Raw genomic sequence first — 17,161 nt, 5'->3', positions numbered from 1 at the left:
AATTGCGGCAGGATGGACGCATGGAAACGAAAGCCAACTACGCCCTCGTCGGTTTCTTCACCGTGCTGGTCATGGCGGCCGCCTTCGTCTTCGTTTACTGGATGTCGCAATACGGGCGCGGCGGTGACATGGCGCAGCTGGCGATCCGCATTCCGGGCTCGGCCAACGGCCTTTCCGTCGGCTCGCCGGTGCGCTTCAACGGCATTCCGGTCGGCTCGGTGCGCAGCCTCGCCATCGATTCCAAGGACCCGCGCTTTTCCGTCGCCATGACGGAGGTGCTGACGAGCGCACCCGTGAAGAAATCGACCAGCGCGGTGCTGGAAGTGCAGGGCCTGACGGGCGCGGCCTATATCGAGCTCGGCGGCGGCAATGCGGGCGATCCGAACATCCTGCGCGAGGCCTTCGACAACGAGACGACCGCCGTGCTCCAGGCCGAGCAGTCGAGCGTGACAAACATCCTTTCGACCGCCGACAAGATCCTGAAGCGCGCGGACACGGCGATCTCCGATATTCAGGGCTTCGTCGCCGATGCGCGCGGTCCGCTCACCAACACGATCCGCAATGCGGAGAAGTTCTCCGATTCGCTCGCGCGCAACGGCGAGAACATCGACGAGTTCCTGAAAAGCGTCGGCGGGCTGTCGGATACGTTCAGGAACCTTTCCGGCCGGCTGGATTCCACGCTCGCCTCCGTCGATTCGCTCATCAAGGCCGTCGATCCGAAGAAGGTCGAGGACTTCGTCGGCAATGTCGACAAGGTCAGCAGGGACATCGCGGACGCCTCGGGCGACGTGAAGGCGACCGTCGAGGGCTTCCGCAAGACCGCCGAGACCTTCGACGCCTTCGGCAAGCGCGCCAGCGAGACGCTCGACAAGGTCGATACGCTGATGGCTGCCGTCGACGCGCAGAAGGTCAGCGGCGCGATCGACAACATCTCGGTCGCGACGGACGATGCCCGCAAGGCGATCGCTTCCGTCACGGGCGTCGCCAACCGCATCGGCGAGCGCAAGGAAGACATCGACCAGATCATCACCGACGTGAAGCAGATGTCGAACAAGCTGAACGCCGCGTCCACGCGCGTCGATGGCGTGCTGGCCAAGCTCGACGGCTTCCTGGGCGAGGGGGATTCCGAATCGCTCTTCGCCGAGGCCAAGGCGACGCTGCAATCGATCAAGCAGGCCGCCGATACGCTGAACGGCCGCATCGGCCCCATCGCCGATGGCCTGCAGCGCTTCTCGGGCTCGGGCCTGCGCGACGTCGAGGCTCTCGTGCTCGACACGCGCCGGACGGTCCAGAATCTCGACAGCGCCATTTCCGGCTTCGAGCGCAATCCGCAGCGCCTGCTCTTCGGCGGCGACACCGTCAAGCAATATGACGGGCGCACCCGGCGGTAACGATCCGAAGTGTGGCCCGATCCCCACATTGGGGAGGCCGCAGCAGGCGGACGCGAATTTGTCCGCCCGCGCAACCGTGACAGCGTGCCGTGCCGCTGCTACACATTGATTCCCAGGGTTTGAGGATGAAATGACGGTATCGGGTATGGAGTTGTTGCGGAACGGGACTGCGGCGCGCGCCGCTCTCATCGCCGTTCTGGCGGCAACGCTCGCCGCCTGCGGCGGGGCGCCTGCGAAGAACGACACGTTCAGCCTCTCGGCCACGGCCTCTGCGGAAGGCCCTTCGGCGAAGAACCGGCAGATCCTCGTGCCGCAGCCTTCCGCCCTCAAGGCAATCGACAGCGACCAGATCGTCATCCGCCCGTCGTCCTCCGAAATCCAGTATCTCGCCAAGTCGCAGTGGAGCGACAGCCTGAGCAAGATGGTGCAGGCGAAGCTCGTGCAGGCCTTCGAGAATACCGGCCGCGTCGGCGGCGTCGGCATGCCCGGGCAGGGGCTGGCCATCGACTACCAGGTCGTCACGGATATCCGCACCTTCGAGGTGCAGACCTCGGGTGCGGCGACGGCCGTCGTGGAGATTTCCGCCAAGCTGCTCAACGACCGCAACGGCACGGTGCGCACGCAGAAGGTTTTTCGCGCGACGGCTCCGGTGCGCGGGACGGATAGCACGGCTTTTGTGAAGGGGCTCGATGCTGCCTTTGCGACGGTGACCGCTGATATCGTCGGCTGGACGCTGAAGTCCATCTGATCCGGAAAATGAAATGCCCCTCATCCGGCCTGCCGGCCACCTTCTCCCCGCAAGCGGGGCGAAGGGAGGGATGACAGGGATTCCCTTCCAAAGGACCTGAATGTTTCAGGAAAGGCAGGCATCCTCGCCTTCTCTCCGCTTGCGGGGAGAGTGTCGCGGCAGCGGAACGAGAGCGAGCGTCCCTCCAGAAAATGTTCTTCATCTAGCCTGCCGGCCACCTTCTCCCCGCAAGCGGGGCGAAGGGAGGGATGATAGGGTTTCCCTTCCCAAGGACCTGAACGTTTCAGGAAAGGCGGGCATCCTCGCCTTCTCCCCGCTTGCGGGGAGAAGGTCGCGGCAGCGGGATGAGGGGCAGGCGCCCCTGCATCACGCGGCTTCGACGCCCTGGATGGCCGAGACTTTCCACTCGCCGCCGTTGCGGCGCAGGAACGTCCACACTTCCACGGCCTCGGTGAGATTGTCCGGATCGCCGGAAACGACACGGCCGCTCGACCGGTCGCGCATCACGTCGATGCTTTCATAGCGCATCGCGACGGTCGCGTAGTCATCCGCGCCTTCCCGCCAGGCTTCCGCCACGTCGCCTTGGACGAGATGGATGTCGCGGACCTCGTTGCGAAGGCCCTTCGTGGCGTTGTCGCCGATTTCCTCCGCGAGATAGGACATCGCTTCCGGCGTTGTGATCTGGCGAAGCGTGCGGAAATCCTCGGCTGCATAGGCTGCCTGCAATTCCTTCAGCAGGTCCTCGAACTGGTCGAGGTCTTTCTGCTGGACGCCGATCTCGTCACCGGCCTTCGGCTGCGGCGCCTGCCGGCCACCGCCGCCGATGCGCGGGATCTCGAAATCGGAGCCGCCATTGCTGTACTGGCCTCGCGCATTGCCGGAATAGGCGGGTGCGTTCGTCTGCGTGAACATGCGGCGCAGGAACATGAAGACGCCGGCGATCAGCAGCACCTGCAGGATGAGGCCGAGGAAGCCGACGCCGCCGCCGAGCCCGTGGCCGAGGAACATGCCGACGAGGCCGCCCAGCATGAGACCGCCGAGAAGCGAGCCGCCGAAGCCGCCGAACAGGCCGGGGCGTGGGTTGGCCGTCGTGTTGCGGCCTGCGGAAGGCTGCTGCGCGGATGGCTGGCGCGTCATGGTCCGGTCGATCGGCATGGCGTCGGTCGGCGCGGTGCGCGTCGTCGAGGGCGTCGAGAAGGTGCGCGTGCCGCGGCTGCCGAAACCGCCGCCGGCGCGGCGGGCCTCGGCGACGTCCACCACGGTCATCACCACCATCAGCGCCACGGCAACCATTGCGAGCGCGCGGCCAAATCCTTGTATCGACATCATTTTCGCTTCTCTTCCCCTGCGTTCCATCTGTGTCGGAAGGCATATAGAGGGGCGGGCATCCGATTTTAAGGTTTCGGGCGGTGAAAAATGGGTTGGCAGGCGCAGGTTTCTCGACCTTCCCCGAAAGCAGAACGGCCGCCCCGAGGGGCGGCCGTTCTCTGTTCCAGTACCGATCCGCTCAGTTGAAGCGGCCGGCGGCATGGGCCAGCATGGTGTAGACCTTGCCGGTATCCGAGGTGAGATAGGTCTGCGTCATGACCTTGTCGCGGTCGTTGCGCGCGACGTCGGCGAGCAGCTTCTCGAAGTCCGAGATGTAGCGGTCGACCGCGGTGCGGAATTCCGGCTCGCGCTCGTATTTGCGCTTGATCTCGTCGAAGGTCTGCTGGCCCTTCAGCGTGTAGAGGCGACGGGTGAAAACGTCGCGCTCGCCGCGCTGGTAGCGCCGCCACAGTTCAACCGAGGCGTCGTGGTCGATGGCGCGGGCGATGTCAACCGACAGCGAATTCAGCGATTCTACGACATGGCGCGGGTTGCGGGTGTCCGCCGGGCGGGCAGCCTGGCCTTCGCCGCGCGGCTGGGCGAACTGCGCTTCCTCGCGCGAGACGGCGCCGCGCAGGAGGTCGCGCATCCAGCCGCCTTCGCCGGCCGCCTTGGCGTCGGCTTCGGCGGGCAGGGGCTGCGCGCGCTGCGGAATGCCGGCGGCGGTTGCCGCACGCTCGATGCCGAGGCTGCCGCGCAACTGCTGGGCCGGCTGCTCTTCACGGCGCGGCTCGACGCGGGGCTGCTGCACCGGCTGGGCGACGGTCGCTTGCGCGGTCGGGCGGGAGACTTCCAGCGCCGTGGAGGACTTGCCGATGATGTCGGAAAGATCCTGCAGGGCCTTGATCTGCTCGCTGACGGCGCGGCGCATCTGGGCGGCGTTTTCCTTGGCCTCTTCCGGCAGGTCGAAGGCACCGCGCTTCAGTTCGCCGCGGGTCTGGTCGAGCTCCTTGCGGATGTCGGCGGCGGCGCGGCGGATTTCCTCCGTGGCGCCGGAGAACTTGCCCACGGCTTCCTCGACGGCCTGGCGCAGCGTTTCGCGCATGACGGTCGTCGCGGCCTCCGACTTCTGGCCGGATTCGGCAAGCAGGCGGTCGACGTCGGAGAGCGAGGCGCCGACGCTGCCGCGCAGGCGGTTCGCCACTTCCTTCGTGCGCTCCTCGGCGCGGGTGAAGGCGCCTTCCACCGACTGGCCGGCTTCCTCGCCGGCCTTGACCAGCGAATCCCGCAACGTGTTGGCGGCGGCCTCCGCACGCTTCTCGGTCTCGCCGAGAATGCGGCCGACCTCGTTGAAGGAGGACTGGATACCGCCGCGCAGGTTGCCGGCGATCAGGTTCGAGCGCTCCTCGGCGCGGCTGAAGACGCCTTCCACCATGCCTTCGAGCGACTGCATGGTCTTCTCGATCTCTTCCGAGCGCTGGACGAGGCCGACGGAGAGCGAGCGAAGGGCATCCTGCCGCTCTTCCAGCGTCGAGACCAGGTTCGACTGGGCGGCGGCGAGGAGATCGGAGGCCTGCGACAGGATCTTCGAATGGTCCTCGAAGCGGCCGACGATGCCGCCGATCTGCGAGAGCGTGCCGGCGGAAATGTCGGAGAGGCGGTCGACCTTGCCTTCGAGGAGGCGCGACGTGGTGGAGACCATGTCGGATGCCCGCTCGGCGGAGGCGGTGAAGCGCTCTGCCGTGGAGGTGAGGCGGCCGTCGATGGCGCCGAGCGTCTGGCTCGCCTCGTCGACCATGCCGGCGATGGCGCCGTTGCTTTCCGAAAGGCGGGCGATCAGGCTCTCGACATTCGACTGCAGGCCGCTCTCGATGGCGCGCATCGTGCCGGCGGCTTCCTCCGTGCGGGCCGAAATGGCGGCCAGCGTGTCGGCGGTGCGGGCGGAGATCGCATTGATGAGCGCGGCATTCTCGTTACGCAGGCGCTCGGCGCTCTCGCGGGCGACGCCGGTGATGCGCTCGGCGGCCTCGCGGCCGGCGGCGGCATAGTCGTCGATGACCGGACGGGCTTCCTCGTTGATGAGGCGCGACAGCTCCTCCGTGCGGCTTGCCAGCATGGAGTTGAGTTCGCGGGTGCGGTCGTCGAGCGCCGTGCGGATGGAGGCGCCGCGCGTTTCCAGCGCCTTTTCGACATCGCCGAGGCCGGTATGCAGGGACTGGGCCTGGCTTGCGAGGCGGCTTTCCGTGTCGGCGAAGCGGGCGACGGCGGAGGAGGTGGTTTCCTCGACGGCGCGGGTGAAGGCTTCGTTGCGGGCCGAAAGGTTCTCCGCGAATTCCTCGCCGGTCTTGGCGATGTTCTCCGCGGCGCGCTGCGCCTCTACGCCCATTTCCTGTGCCGCGCGGGAGACTGCGCCGCGCAGGGTGCTGCTGAGGCTTGCGAATTCCTCGCCGGTCTTGGCGAGCGACTGCGCCGAGCGGATGGCTTCGGCATCCATGTCCTGCGCGGCCTGGGAGACGGCGTCGCGCAGTGTCTGGGCAAGGCCGGCGGCCTTGCCGTCGATGGTGCGGTTGACGCTATCGAGACCGATGGTGAGCGCCCGGTCCATCGTGCCGAGGCGTTCCTCGATGCGGCCGGTCTTCTCGTCGATGGTGGTGGCGATGCGCTCGGCAGCTTCGGTCGAGATGCGCTCGATGTCGCCCGTGCGGGTGGAGAGCGTGCCGTCAATGCGGGCCGCGGCTTCGCCGGTGATGCGCTCGATCTGGGTGGCGCGCTCGGCGAGCGTTCCGTCGATGCGGTCGGCGGCTTCGCCGGTCACGCGCTCGATGTCGCCGAGGCGGTTCGAGAGAGCGCCCTCGATGCGGTTGGCGGCATCCGCGCTGACGCGCTCGATATCGGTGAGGCGGCCCGAAAGCGCGCCTTCGATCCGGTCGGCGGCGTCGACGCTGATGCGTTCGATGTCGCCCACGCGGCCGGCAAGCGCGGCGGCGATGCGCGCGGTCGTCTCGTCGCCGATGCGGTCGACTTCGGCGATCGGGCGGGAAAGGGCGTCGGAAACGCGCAGCGAGACGTCGCCGCCCACGCGGTCGAGATCGGCGAGGCGCTCGGACAGCGTGTCCGAAATCCGGGCGGCGGCCGTGTCGACGATGCCGGAGACATTCTCGACGCTGTGTTCGATGCGGGCTTCGAGCTTGCCGAGGTTTTCCTCCAGCCGGCTGCCCGTCGTGTCGAAGCGGCTTGCGACGCTGTCGACGGTCTGCTCCATGCGGGTGCCGAAGGCATGGGCTGCTTCGGCGATCTTCGAGGAGGTCTCGCCGAGGCGCTCGGCGACGGCGCCGGCGCTTTCGCGCACGCGCTGGTCGAGAAGGGCGGCGCTGCCGTCGATGGTGCGACGCAGTGTTTCCTCGTGCTGTTCCAGCGACATTTCCAGCATGCCGGCGCTGGTGGCGATGGACGTGCCGATGGAGGTCGCCTGGTCGTTCAGCGTCTCGGTGAGCTGGTTGCGGCCTTCGGTGATCGCGACATTGATCGCATTGATGCGGTCGTCGAGGGTCGTGCGGATCTGCTCGTGGGTGGAGACGAGCGAGCCGGCGAGTTCGGAGGCACGGCCCGACAGGGCTTCGGCGATTTCGGCGGCGCGGCCGGAGAAGGCGTCGGCGAACTCGGCCGCCTGGCCATGCAGGACGCCGCCGAGCTGCTGGCTGCCTTCCGTCAGGACGGTTTCCACGCGGTCGGCGGCCGCGTCGATGGCGGACTGCATGGAGCCGGCGCTGTTGGAAAGGACTGAGGCGAGGTTGGCCGTGCGGCCGGTGATGACCTCGTCGATCTGGCGAGCGGCGCCCGTCAGCGCGGTCTCGACGCGGCTTGCAGCCGAACCCACCGATTGCTCGAGCTGGCTGCCGGTCTCGTTCAGCATGGAGGAGAGGGCGGCCGTGCGCTCGGTGAGCGCGTTGTCGATGCGGTTGTGGCTTGCCGCGATGGTCGAGGTGATCTCGTCGGCGCGGGCGCCGAGCGCGTCTTCCATGCGGGCCTGCGCGGCCTCGATGCCGCCGGCAATGGTCGCGCCGCGGGTGTCGAGGGCGTCCGTCAGCCGGCGCTCGCTGCCCGAGATGCTTTCGACCAGCGCGTTGGCGCGGGCGCTGAGCGCCTCTTCCATGCGGGTCTGGGCGGCGTGGATGTCGCTGGCGATGGTGGTGCCGCGCGAATCCAGCGCGTCCGTCAGGCGGCGCTCGCTGCCCGAAATGCTTTCCGCGAGCGCGTCGGCGCGGGCGCCGAAGCCGGTCTCGATGCGGTTCTGCACGTCGGCGAGGCCGCCGAGCAGCGTCGCGGACTTTTCGGAGAGGATCGCGCTCATGCGCTCATGCGCGCCGCCGACGGCGTTGCCGATGGATTCGGCATGGCCGGAAACAGCGTGCTCGATGACTTCCTGGCTGGTGGCGAGGGTGGTCGCCAGCGCGAAGGACTGGTCGGTGAGCGTGTTGCCGAGGCGCTCGATGCTGGAGGTGAGGATGCCGTCGATGGAATCGTGCCCGCTGGCGACCGTCTCGTTGATGCGGGCAAGGCTCTCCATCAGCTTGGAGTCGAGCGAGCCGGCGCGCTGGTCGAAGGCGTTTGCGAATTCCTCGACGCGCTGGTCGAAGGCGCTGGCGATCTGGCCGACCGTCGCCTGCATGCGCTCGTCGAAGAAGCCGGTGCGAAGGTCGAGGTCCATGACCGTGTCGTCGGCGGCGTTCTTGAGGCTCTGGCGGAACTGCGCACCCTTTTCGTCGAGCGCGGCGTTCATCGACTGGAGAACGTGGTCGAGGCCGCCCGTCACGGCCTGCTGGCCGATGGAGAGGCTTTCGCTGATCTCGCGGGTGCGGGCGATCAGCGTCTCGTTGAGCTGCTTGGCGCGCTCGTTGAGGGCGGCGTTCAGCTTCTCGGTGTTGGTGTCGAGCGAGGAGGCACGGGTCTCGAACTGCTGCAGCAGGTCGCGGCCGCGGGAATCGAGGCTTGCCGTCAGCTGGTCGAGGCGGCTGTCGAACTCGTTGGCGAGCGCAAGGCCGGAAGAGCTGAGCGTGGAGAGCAGGCTGTCGGTGCGGGCCGAAAGCATGGCGCCGATGGTCTGCGTCGCGCTGTCGGACTTTTCCATCAGCATGGCGGCGCGGGTGTCGAGCATCGAGGCGAAGGCCTCGCCGGACGTCGCGATGCGCGCCGTGATGCTTTCGCCGGCGCTGGCGAGCTCGTCTTTCAGCTGTTCATGCGCGCCGGAGATCGAGGAGCGGATGCGCTCGGCATGGCTGACGATCGCCTCGCGCTCGGAGCCGAGTTCCTGCACGAGCGTGCGTACGCGCATTTCATTGTCGGAATAGCTGCGCTCGAGCGCGTTGACTTCGGAATGCACGAGGGTTTCGAGCTCGGTCGCGCGGGCGATGGTGCGTTCGATGCCTTCGTTCATCGCCGAGACTTCACGGCGGACGGCCTGGCCGACGGACATGATGCGGTCGGTGGCGACCGTTTCCGGCTCTGACAGGCGAAGGGCGACCTCGGCCATCGAGCGGGCGGCGCTGCGCAGCTCATGGGCGCGCGCGATCATGATGGCGAAGGCGAAGAAGAGCATGATCGGCATGACGATGGCGACAATCATGCCGATGGCGCCGGGCAGGGCGACGAGGTCGGCGACCGAGCGGATCTGCCAGATCTGCGGCGCATAAAGAAGGTTTGCGACGCCGAGGCCGCCGATGACCCAGAGGATGGAGGCGAGCACCGCCATGCGCAGCGGGCCGCGCGAAGAGCGCATGTCGAGCGACTTCAGGATCGCGGCCGGCGTCTTGCGTGAGCCGTCGTTGGCCGGCGTGAAGACCGGGGCTTTCGGGCCGGGCTCGGGGGAAAGGTTGCGCGGGGTCTCTGCGCCGGCCGGCTGGGCCGCCGTCTTTTCCTGTGCCTTGTTGGGAATGCGGCTTGCTGGTTCCGACACGCGGGCCTCCGAGGCGTCCTGCTTTGCGGGCGTTTCCGGCGCCAGATCGTCGAAGTCGATCTTCAATGCTTCTTCGAGGGCCTGGAAGGCCTTTTCGTCGATCGACTCAATGGACTTGTTCGTCGCCATGCGGTTACGCCTCGTTACCATGTCCGGGATCGGCCTTCATGCGCGCTGCCGCTGCTCAGGCGCACTGCAACCGTCCGGGTGGTGGCCGGTCTTGCTGCTGACCCTCATGGCAAGCAGCGTCCGGACCGCCGTTCATTCCAACTTCGCTCGATAAACCGAAACGGTGAAAGGGTGTATCTCCGCGCACGGTTTATCCACCGGGACTACCCGGTCGTATCGTAGTGACACATTAGCCTGTATCACACAATTCATTGCCATCTCCCTTCGCCCGAAACTTAACAGGAAGTTAAAATCGGGCGAATCCGTATCGCGATGGAAAACTTGAGAAAACGGCAATTTTTCAGCCGTTAACCATAGTTTGCGATTCATGCCCATTTTGCGCCGCCTTTTAATCGGATAGGCGCGCCGGCCGCGCAGAATGAATTGCCGGGCGGACGGTGCATGAGGGCGGAAAACGCCCGCGCCACCCGCCGGCATCTGCGTGCATCACAACGAAACAAGCGTACGTAGCGTAATAAGGATATTGGCAATGGCAGCGCTCAACATCGCATTCGAGGCGCCCGACAATCCGGGCGGCATGTGTCCCCCGAATGGACGGCCGATCGATCTGGTACACCTTGCCCGGCAGACCATGGGCGACAAGGCCCTGGAACTGGAAGTGCTGCAAATGTTCGCGCGGCAGGCCCGCGCCAGCATGAAGGAGATCGCGGAAACGCAGGGCCCCGCCCGCGCCGCTGTCGCCCATCGCCTCAAGGGCTCGGCCCAGTCCGTCGGCGCCACCATCGTCGGCGCGGCCGCAGAAACGCTGGAGCGCAATCCCGCAAATGCCGTCGCACTGGCAAATGTCACGGCGGCCGTGGTCGAGGCGGAAAACTTCATCCTGAAACTCTGCCGCTGAGCGACAGTCCCTGCCGCAAGGCAGCCGTGCGGCGCCGGGTCCTTAAAGTCCCGGGCGCGGCGCACTATGTTGACTGGTGACAGGTTTTGTTGGAAACAGCCGCCGGAAAACCGGCGGCGCGCACCCTCTCTGCCGTCCAGTCACGTGCCCGCACAGGGCAGCCTACAGGATCCGGAAGTCATCATGAGCAAACTCACCATCGTCGCCTTCGACGGCACGCGTCACGAACTGGATGTCGCCAACGGTTCCACGGTGATGGAAAATGCCGTGCGCAATTCCGTGCCGGGCATCGAGGCGGAATGCGGCGGCGCCTGTGCCTGCGCGACCTGCCATGTCTATGTCGACGATGCCTGGAGCGCCGTCGTCGGCCCGCCGGAAGCGATGGAAGAGGACATGCTGGACTTCGCCTACGATGTCCGCCCGACCTCGCGGCTTTCCTGTCAGATCAAGATGTCGGATGCCCTCGACGGGCTCGTCGTCCACGTGCCGGAACGCCAGGCCTGACATCATCCCCCCGGATAGAAACCTTGCCGCTCTTCTTCCCGCGTGAAGAAGAGAACGGGTGAGGTCTGTTCTTGCCTAAGAATAGATGGACAAAAAAATGCCTCGCCGGTCACCAGGGACGAGCGAGGCCAGGAGGGCGCATCGCAGTCAGGAGAGGGAGGAGAACACCTGCTGCTTCGATAGGGATGCGCCAGGAGAACCTGTCAAAACCAATTCATGCTGCGTTGGAAAGCAAGAGAAACTTCCCGATCGCTGTTGGAATGACGATAAGGTGATTTGCAGAATTGCGCTATCGCTAAAATTCACCACTGATTTTGTGCAGGTCGCGCCGCTCTCGGCTTGATCCGTTCCGGTTGCACTGGGAATTTTTCGGGAAATACATGCAAGGCCCTGCGGCCTTTACTCACTTGCCGTTGTTGAGACGGTGCGTGAGCAGGCGCATCATGCGGTCGTTGAAGTTCTTCGACTCGATGCGGTCGAAGCGCGCCTGGTCGGCGTCGTGCTTTGCGACGGCATCGGCGGTCACCCGGTCGACCCGCGCCTGCATGCGCTCGCAGCTTGCTTCCGGCGGCAGGCGCTTGAGGGTGCGCTCCAGGTCGCGGGCGTGATTCCGGGCGATTTCCGCGTGGCGTTCCTCATGGCGGCGGATGTCGGCGGAAAGCGTGTCCCAGATGAGGGCGAGCGAGGGCGTCGCGCGCTTGCGGTTCTTCCAGCGGGGCAGGATGATCTGGGTGGAGAGCGTGACCCTGGCATTGCCCACCGCGCAGCGGTCGCCGCGCCGCACATAGGTGACGGACCCGCCCCACTTGATCCGCGTGGCGCCGGGATGGCGCGAGCCGCTGTGCTTCATGACGGGGCCGCGCTTCGACAATTCTTCGTCGAGTTCGGCGGCCGTGCGCCCGCCGACGGAGAAATAGGCGAAGGACTTGGAGGTGATCGTCTCGGCGCGGGCCGGCTGGAGGGCGAGGCAGGCGAGGGCGGCAACGGCCATCAGGCGGGCGATGGTCTTCATTTCGGTTCAGCATTCCTTTCGCCACCGGATCCGCCGATGGTGTGCCGGCTCGATACGCTGAACCGGTTGAACTTCCTTTAAGCTTGGGGCATAGGCTCGGCGAGCGCAACACCCTTTCAGGGCACTGGTTAATCGCGGGAGGAAACCGCCATGTTCTCGCCGTTCGAACCCTTCCGCTGGGCGCTTGCGCACGGTCGGCATCTGGAACTCGGCCCGCGTGGCATTCTGATGGCGATCGTCAACGTTACCCCCGATTCCTTTTCCGACGGCGGAAAGTTCGACAGCGCGGATGCCGCGGTGGCGCAGGCGATCCTCTGTCTGGAGCAGGGCGCCGAAATCATCGATATCGGCGGGGAATCGACGCGGCCCGGCGCCGCGACGGTGACGGCCGCCGAGGAGCAGGACCGGATCCTGCCCGTCATCGAGGCGCTTGCCGGCACCACGGACGCCATTCTCTCCGTCGATACCTACCGCGCCGAAACCGCCCGGCTCGCCGTTGCCGCCGGCGCGCATATCGTCAACGACGTGCACGGGCTGCAGCGCGAGCCCGATATCGCGTGCGTGGCGGCGGAGACCGGGGCGGGGCTGTGCATCATGCATACCGGTCGCGACCGGCAGAAGCTCCCCGACGTCGTGGAGGACCAGTATCTCTTCCTCGGCCGTTCGCTGAAGATCGCGCGGGAGGCCGGTGTCGCCCGCGAGGCCATGGTGCTCGATCCCGGCTTCGGCTTTGCCAAGGATACCGACGAGAATATCGAGCTCATGGCGCGTTTCGGCGCGCTTTTCGGTTTCGAACTGCCCATTCTCGCCGGCACGTCGCGAAAGCGCTTCGTCGGTGCGGTCACCGGCCGCGAGGCGGCGGAGCGGGATGCGGGCACGGCCGCGACGACGGCGCTGCTGCGTGTCGCCGGCGCGGCGGTCTTCAGGGTGCACGATGTCGCAATCAACAGGGATGCGCTTGCCATGGCGGATGCTATGCTCGACGCAGGGCGCAAGGTGAAGGCGCGCGAGGCGCGCGCCGGAGAGCCAACCGGACAGGATAGACCATGACCACGACTTATACGATCACGCTCAAGAACTGCGCCTTCTTCGCCCGCCACGGCCTGCACGATGCCGAGGAATTCCTGGGGCAGCGCTTCTTCGTCGATGCCGAGCTGGACGTGCGGCCGCTGCGCCCGCTTTCCGACGATTCGATCGAATCGACCGTCGATTACGGCGTCGCCTTCCAGGAGATCGAGAAGATCGTCACCGGTCAACGGCGCTACCTCATCGAGGCGCTGGCGCAGGAGATCGCCACCGTTCTCTGTGCGCGCTTCCCGCAGATCTCCCGCGCGCGCATCACCGTGCGCAAGCCGAACGCGCCGGTGCCCGGCGTGCTCGATTATGTCCAGGTGACGGTCGATCATGCCGTCTGAGCCCTTCCGCCGGGCGACGCTCGGCCTCGGCGGCAATGTCGGCGATCCGGTGCGATCGATGGCGCAGGCGCTGCGTATGCTCGATGCGCGGCCGGACTGCCGCGTCGTTGCCGTGTCGCGGCTCTACCGCACGCCGCCCTGGGGCAAGACGGACCAGGACTGGTTCTTCAACGCCTGCGCGCTGGTGGAGACGATGCTTGCCCCGGAAGCGCTTCTCGACGCCTGTCTCGGCATCGAGCGCGACATGAAGCGCGAGCGCAAGGAGCGCTGGGGACCGCGTACCATCGATATCGATGTCCTGACCTATGAGGGCGTCTCGCAGGCCGGCGGCCGGCTGGAACTGCCGCATCCGCGCATGACGGCGCGCGGTTTCGTGCTGATGCCGCTGGCGGACGTCGCGCCGACGCTCGATGTCGAGGGACGGACCGTCGAGGCGTGGCTGAAGGAGGCGGATGTCGCGGGGATCGAGCCGGCGAGCGCCGGTCCGGACTGGTGGAAGGCCTGAGCCTTACTTGATCGAGCCGACGGCGATGTCGTCGAGGCTGCGGTCGAGCGACAGGCCGATGACCGGGACCATCTTGTTCTCGACCTTCACCGAGATGGTGATGTTCATCTTGTTGTCGCTCTCCAGCCGCGCGATCATCGCGCCGTTGAGCTTCTGGCGGTTGATGCCGACGACGACCTTGTTGCCGGCGACCTGGCCGGAGGTGATGTCGAGGCCCTTGCCGTTCGCGCCGTCGAGGAACTTGCCTTTGTAGGTGGCGCCTGCCTTGGTGATCAGCGCGGACATCGGCTGCTTGAACACGCCGACGCGGCAGAAGCCGTCGAGCTGGATGCCGGCATCCTTCGCGGCGGCGGTGTCGCCGGTGAGGTCGCAGCTGAACTTGGTGCCCTTGTACTTGCCGGCGACGATTTCGCCGCTGCCCTGCCAGTTGCCCGCGACCTGCTGGAAGAATGCCTTGTCGCGCGAGCCGGCGGCGGCCGGAAGGGCGAAGGCGGTGGTTGCGAGAATGGCCGCTACGGAGACGCGGGCGATCAAAGAGGTGCGCGAGTACATGAACGATCCTTGATGGGCGACGGCCATCTGGCCTGCTCTGGTGAGAGGAGATTTGCGCGAAAATGGTTAATGGACGGTTTCCCGCCGCCCTGTCCATTCGTATTTGATTATGGCCGAGGCCCTGAAAACCGGGGTGTTGCAGTCCAGTCACGCCTCGTCGCGGCGGCTGCTCCCGGTTCCCGGCGTCAGGTCGCCGATGAAATCGCCGATGCCGGGCCGTTTCAGCGCCCGGAAGGGCATGGGCCGGCAGAGGTCCATGGCGGCGATGCCGATTCGTGCCGTCATCAGACCGTTGATGACGCCTTCGCCGAGCCGCGCGGAGAGCTTGGAGGCGATGCCGTGGCCGAGCACCTGCTGGACGAGACTGTCGCCCATGGCGATGGAGCCGGTGACGGCGAGATGGGCGATGACGTCGCGCATCAGGCGCAGCATGCCGATCTTGCCCGGCCTTCCGCCATAGAGTTCCGCCATGCCGCGCACCAGCCGGCTGCTTTCGTAGACGACATAGCCGAGATCGACCAGCGCGCGCGGGCTGACGGCGGTGACGATGGAGACGCGCTTGGCGGCGCCGAGGATCAATGCCCGCGCCTCGCGGTCGAGCGGAGCCATCAGCTCCCGCTCGGCAAGGTCGACGAGATGGGCGGCGTCGATGATCTCTCCTTCGGTCTCGGCGAGCCTTGCGCGCCCCCGGGCCGTCTGCGGCCGGGCGGCGAGAAGATGGACGAGGCGGGAGACGATAGCGCGGCCGACCGACGGCGTCGGGGAGGTGGCGGCGGCGAGGATATCGTGCTTGAGGTCCTGCACGGCGGCAAGCCGGCGCAGTCCGATGAGCTCGCGCAACACCACGCCGAGAAGGGCGAGCACGGCGACGGCGGCGGCGGCGACCGCGAGATAGCCGAGCCAGTCGTTGCGGGTGAAGAGATCGCGGATCAGCGCATCCACCCAGAGGCCGACGGCGAGCGAGACGAGGAGGCCGAGCGCGCCGAAGGCGATGCGGCCGAGCGTCAGGCGGCGCGGGCGGGGCGTCGCGACAGGCGGTGTCAGCTCGGGCAGGTCGGCGGTCGTGGCGATGAAGGGATCGTCCGCGTCCGGCGTCAGCGTCACGGCATCGTCGAAGGCGGCGGGCGTGCGGGGCTTGCTGCGCTCCGGTTCCTTCGCCGTGGCGGCGGGCGGAAGCGAGAAGGCGGCGGGCCTGCGCGGACGGTCTGTCATGCGAGCCGGTCTCCGATGAGATATTGCAGCGCCCGGTCGAGGCGGATATGCGGCACCGACAGTTTCAGGCCGCCGCCGGTCTCCTCGATATGCGGCGGGCGGAAGCGGACGAAATTGAGAAGATGCGGCGCTTCGCCTTCAGGGGACGATCCAAGCGCTTGAAAAAGTGAATCCGGATCCTTCGGCAAGTCCCCGGGAAATATCGCTGTTTTCCGTTCGCCGTCGAAGACCTCGCCGTCGATCCTCTCGCCCGCCATCGGCACCCCGACGATGACCGGCAGCTCCTCGCCATCGTGCTTGACGGTCGCTTCGCGGGTGGCGCGCACGGAGGCGAGCGCCATGACCTCGATGCCCGCGCCGCTCATGCCGATGCGCTCGATGGCGCGCTCGACCAGCCGGCGCGTGATGGCCTCCAGCCGCGGATGGCTTTCATGATGCAGGTGGTCGGCCTTGGTGGCGGCGATGACGATGCGGTCGATGCGGCGCGTGACGAAGGAGGAGAGGAAGCTGTTGGCGCCGGCGCGGAAGCAGTCGAGCACGTCGCCGAGAGCCCGCTCCAGGTCGTGGACGGCTTCAGTGCCGCGATTGATCGCCTGAAGCGCGTCGATCAGCACGATCTGCCGGTCGAGGCGGGCGAAATGCTCGCGGAAGAAGGGGCGCACGACATGGGCCTTGTAGGCCTCGTAGCGACGTTCCATCATCGCATGCAGCGAGCCCCTGGCGGGACTGCCTGCGGCAAGGTTCGGCAAGGGGGCGAAGGTGAGCGCCGGCGAACCTTCGAGGTCCCCCGGCATCAGGAAACGACCGGGCGGCAGGGTGGAAAGCGAGCGCTCGTCGGACTTGCAGGCTTTCAGATAGGCGGTGAAGGCTTCGGCTAGCGACCGGGCGGTGGCCTCCTCCGCATGGGCGGCGGGATCGACCGTGCCGGAAAGCGCGAGCCAGTCGCGGGCAAGCTCGGCGCGAATGCCGGACTGTGCGAGCGCGACGGTGTTCCGGCTGAAGGTGCGAAAATCCTGCGCCAGCAGCGGCAGGTCCAGCAGCCATTCGCCGGGATAGTCGACGATGTCGATGGAGAGCTTGCCGGGCGAGAACAGGCGGCCCCAGCCGGACGCGCTCTCGTAATCCAGCGTGATGCGGAGTTGTGAGATGGCGCGGGTCGAGTCCGGCCAGAGGCGGTCGGCGACGAGCGCGCGGATATGGTCCTCGTACTGGAAGCGCGGCACGGCGTCGTCCGGCTGCGGCTCCAGCCGGATCTTCGAGACGCGGCCGGAGCGGCCGGCCTCGAACAGCGGCAGGCGTCCGCCGTTCAGCAGATTGTGCACGAGGGAGGAGATAAAGACCGTCTTGCCGGCGCGCGAAAGACCCGTCACGCCCAGCCGGATCGACGGGCTGACGAGATTGGTGGCGCGGCCGGTGAGCGCATCGAGCGCGAGCCGGGCTTCGTCGGTGAAGGTGGTCAGGCTAGGCGGCAAGGTCTCTTTCCAGCATCGAGGGCGATATAGGAAACGAAATCCGGCAGGAAAAGAGGCGACGC

At 66.8% G+C, this 17,161-nt stretch carries 13 protein-coding genes; 7 read left to right on the top strand and 6 right to left on the bottom strand.

The window, feature by feature from the left end:
- Nucleotides 1-20: 20 nt before the first annotated feature.
- Nucleotides 21-1,391 carry an MlaD family protein gene (locus ShzoTeo12_RS08075; RefSeq protein WP_119256214.1) on the top strand — a complete coding sequence of 457 codons (1,371 nt, stop codon included), beginning with the start codon at nt 21-23 and terminating at the stop codon, nt 1,389-1,391.
- Between the two features lie 130 nt (nt 1,392-1,521).
- Entirely contained in the window at nt 1,522-2,139 is a 618-nt protein-coding gene (locus tag ShzoTeo12_RS08070) for an ABC-type transport auxiliary lipoprotein family protein (RefSeq protein WP_413251123.1), read from the top strand.
- A gap of 366 nt (nt 2,140-2,505) precedes the next feature.
- Here the strand turns inward: ShzoTeo12_RS08070 and ShzoTeo12_RS08065 are convergent, their stop codons facing one another.
- The gene (locus tag ShzoTeo12_RS08065) at nt 2,506-3,465 is read right to left on the bottom strand and encodes a Tim44 domain-containing protein (RefSeq protein WP_318912411.1); all 960 of its coding nucleotides are present in this window, start codon (nt 3,463-3,465) and stop codon (nt 2,506-2,508) included.
- 181 nt (nt 3,466-3,646) lie between these two features.
- Nucleotides 3,647-9,529: a kinesin gene (locus ShzoTeo12_RS08060; RefSeq protein ID WP_318912104.1), complete on the bottom strand. Its 5,883-nt coding sequence runs from the start codon at nt 9,527-9,529 to the stop codon at nt 3,647-3,649.
- Nucleotides 9,530-10,058: 529 nt separating this feature from the next.
- Here ShzoTeo12_RS08060 and ShzoTeo12_RS08055 point away from each other — a divergent pair.
- The gene (locus ShzoTeo12_RS08055) at nt 10,059-10,427 is read left to right on the top strand and encodes an Hpt domain-containing protein (RefSeq protein ID WP_318912102.1); all 369 of its coding nucleotides are present in this window, start codon (nt 10,059-10,061) and stop codon (nt 10,425-10,427) included.
- Between the two features lie 183 nt (nt 10,428-10,610).
- Nucleotides 10,611-10,931, top strand: coding sequence for a 2Fe-2S iron-sulfur cluster-binding protein (locus ShzoTeo12_RS08050; protein ID WP_119256218.1), 321 nt, complete (start codon nt 10,611-10,613; stop codon nt 10,929-10,931).
- Between the two features lie 403 nt (nt 10,932-11,334).
- Here the strand turns inward: ShzoTeo12_RS08050 and ShzoTeo12_RS08045 are convergent, their stop codons facing one another.
- On the bottom strand, nt 11,335-11,943 hold the full coding sequence (locus ShzoTeo12_RS08045) for a DUF922 domain-containing protein (RefSeq protein ID WP_119256219.1): 609 nt from the start codon (nt 11,941-11,943) through the stop codon (nt 11,335-11,337).
- A 150-nt stretch (nt 11,944-12,093) separates the two neighbouring features.
- On the opposite strand from ShzoTeo12_RS08045, the gene folP reads away from it, so the two are divergent.
- From folP to folK, 3 genes are read left to right on the top strand one after another with little or no spacing between them, the layout of a single operon-like run.
- Entirely contained in the window at nt 12,094-12,993 is a 900-nt protein-coding gene (gene folP, locus ShzoTeo12_RS08040; protein WP_318912099.1) for a dihydropteroate synthase, read from the top strand.
- Nucleotides 12,990-13,358 (top strand): dihydroneopterin aldolase, encoded by a 369-nt coding sequence (gene folB, locus ShzoTeo12_RS08035; protein ID WP_318912097.1) that lies wholly within the window; start codon nt 12,990-12,992, stop codon nt 13,356-13,358. The genes folP and folB overlap by 4 nt, the downstream gene beginning before the upstream one ends.
- Nucleotides 13,348-13,863, top strand: coding sequence for a 2-amino-4-hydroxy-6-hydroxymethyldihydropteridine diphosphokinase (gene folK, locus ShzoTeo12_RS08030; protein WP_318912096.1), 516 nt, complete (start codon nt 13,348-13,350; stop codon nt 13,861-13,863). Before folB ends, folK begins: the two co-directional genes overlap by 11 nt.
- A 3-nt stretch (nt 13,864-13,866) precedes the next feature.
- On the opposite strand, the gene ShzoTeo12_RS08025 is transcribed toward folK, so the two are convergent.
- The 3 genes from ShzoTeo12_RS08025 to ShzoTeo12_RS08015 all read right to left on the bottom strand — a co-directional run bounded on the left by ShzoTeo12_RS08025 (nt 13,867) and on the right by ShzoTeo12_RS08015 (nt 17,099).
- Entirely contained in the window at nt 13,867-14,415 is a 549-nt protein-coding gene (locus tag ShzoTeo12_RS08025) for a hypothetical protein (RefSeq protein WP_318912094.1), read from the bottom strand.
- 147 nt (nt 14,416-14,562) lie between these two features.
- On the bottom strand, nt 14,563-15,627 hold the full coding sequence (locus ShzoTeo12_RS08020) for a TIGR01620 family protein (protein ID WP_318912093.1): 1,065 nt from the start codon (nt 15,625-15,627) through the stop codon (nt 14,563-14,565).
- Nucleotides 15,624-17,099 (bottom strand): YcjX family protein, encoded by a 1,476-nt coding sequence (locus tag ShzoTeo12_RS08015; RefSeq protein ID WP_318912091.1) that lies wholly within the window; start codon nt 17,097-17,099, stop codon nt 15,624-15,626. The genes ShzoTeo12_RS08020 and ShzoTeo12_RS08015 overlap by 4 nt, the downstream gene beginning before the upstream one ends.
- Nucleotides 17,100-17,161: the final 62 nt, after the last annotated feature.

The organism is Shinella zoogloeoides, assembly GCF_033705735.1.
Classification (GTDB): Bacteria; Pseudomonadota; Alphaproteobacteria; order Rhizobiales; family Rhizobiaceae; genus Shinella; species Shinella zoogloeoides_A.
This window is presented reverse-complemented; position numbering and strand designations above follow the sequence as displayed.